Annotated in this window: 1 protein-coding gene; it reads right to left on the bottom strand. The window is 67.1% G+C overall.

Going from position 1 to position 2,188, the window contains the following annotated elements; translation table 11 throughout:
- On the bottom strand, positions 1–1,615 hold a 1,615-nt coding region (locus OXI49_00150), incomplete at its 3' end, for an N-6 DNA methylase (GenBank protein MDE2688907.1).
- Positions 1,616–2,188: the final 573 nt, after the last annotated feature.

The raw sequence follows: 2,188 nt of genomic DNA, 5'->3' as shown, positions 1-2,188 counted from the left end.
GTTCCTCGTCCACCGCCATGCCCGCGAACCCGTTGTAGGGCGGATTGCCGAGGATGACGAGGATCGGAGTGTCCTGCTTCACCGATTCGGCGAGATCGCGCTCCTCCTCCAGTTCCGGGAACGGCAAGGGCTTGGTCGTGCGCGGCTCCCAGCCGGTCAGCGCGTTGGTGAGGAACACCCCGGCGCGCTCCGATCCGTCCTCCGCCAGCGGCGCGCCCAGATTCTGCATCGTGAGGCCGACCTGCAAGTGTGCGACCACGAACGGCGCGGGCATGATCTCGAACCCGAACACCCGCTCGGTTGCCGCCTTCCTGACCGCCGCGCCAGCGAGCGCCCCGAGGCCATGCTCGCCGAGATTGCCCGCGATCCGGCGAAGCACCTCCGCCAGATAGGCCCCCGTTCCGCAGCACGGGTCCAACACATAGACGTTCTCCGCCGCGAGGCCGGTCGGGATCCCGAGATCGTCCTTCAGCGCCTTGTCCACGCGGGCCACCATGTAGCGGACCACCTCGGTCGGCGTGTACCACACGCCCAACTGCTTGCGGAGCGCCGGGTCGAACGCTTCGAGGAACGGCTCGTAGAAGTACGGCACGGCCTCGCCCTCGTTGAACCGCGAGAAGAATGCCGTCCGGTCCACCCGGTCGAGCGCGGCCGATGTCCAGTCCAGCACTTCCACCAGCCCAAGTGGCTTCAACCGTCCCGGATCGGCCAACTGCATGAACAAGGCTCGCAGCACCGGAGCACGCAGGTGCCAGACCTCCTCGCGCCAACGGAATCGACGCGGACTGTAATGGTCCTCGAACAGCGGTCCGTTCGTCTTCTGCTCGTGGCGGGACCACAGCACCCATGCGGAGAAGATGCCGTAGAACAGAGTCTGGATCAGGGTCGAACGGAAGAAGCGCTCCCCGCGCTCGCCCTCGAACCGAATCCCGAGCGCTTCCTCCATCGCTGAGCGGACAGCCAGAAGCGATGAGACGTTTCCCGCCGCCTCTACGCGAGCCAAGCCGTCGCGAGCGTAAGAGGCCAGCAGCCACGCCAAGTCCTTCGGCTCGGCCAGGGCGGCCCGGTGCGAAAGCACCCGGGCCAGATACTCGCCGAGACCCGCGCCAACCTCGCGGGCGAAGGCGCGGGGCGTTTCCACGTTGCGCCAGAAGTCCTCGGCATCTTCGGTCAGCGTGAAGGTTTCGAGCTTGGCGGGGCTGCCCTCCGCGTCCGCGCCCACCAAGACGAAGTTCCGTAGATTCGTGACGAGCACCAGACGGTAACGGCCCCAATAGCGGCTTACCTGCCCGGACCCCGCCGTCAACCACGCATCGTCGCCAACGCCCTTGACCTCGACGACGCCACGCTCGGGAACCTGCCCCGGCCTCGGACGGCCCTTCTGAACCTGCCTCGCCGTGTAGAGGGCAAGGTCGGGATGCCCGGCCCCCTGATCCGCCAGTTCCTGAACGCAGAACACCTTGGGCTTGAGCGTGGCCCCGACCGCGCGCAACAAGCCCTCCAGCGCCGGATAGTACGAGCGCTCCGCCGTCGCGCCGCCAGATGCGCGCACGCGCCGAAGATCGGCGAAGTACGCCTCCACGGCGGCAACCAGCTTCTTGTTCGGTCCGGCCATCGTGTCTTCCCAGCGATTCGGCCACGCCTCCGTGTGAGGCTGCCGTCCGGCAATTCAAGGAAGATACCATGTCGCGCGGGTTCGCGGCGGTTCGGGCGGAGGGCTTTATCCGCCCCGGTCCGATGCTCCGACGTCGGACCAGAAAAGCTGGGGTCGAAGGGGGCGCAGCCCCCTCGCCAGCTCCGCTCGGGGACGCGCGAAGCGTGGCCCCAGCGGGTGGGCTGGCTCAACTTCCTTAGCAGCGCACAACGAGCCCGCAGGCCGCGCCCATGAATGGGGTCGGCTCGCCGCGCTGCATCCGCCCTTGGACGAGAACAACCCGATCACGCGCCTCGTCGGAGAGCGGTCCGTCTTTATCGGTGCCGGTTCTCCCGATTGGCAAGGCCAGCCCGTCCGCCTATCATTCGACTTCTGATTTTCCCACCAACTACCGAGCGCGCCGAATGATGACGACCCGAGCCCTCCCGCTTCCGTGTGTATTGATCGCGGGAGCCTTGGGTTGCGGTGACGACTCCGGGCCGGTAGTGGCCGAACCGGACATCCCGCTGACCGCGACGACCGAGGAGGTATTCA

This window comes from Acidobacteriota bacterium (assembly GCA_028875725.1).
Classification (GTDB): Bacteria; Acidobacteriota; Thermoanaerobaculia; order Multivoradales; family Multivoraceae; genus Multivorans.
This window is presented reverse-complemented; position numbering and strand designations above follow the sequence as displayed.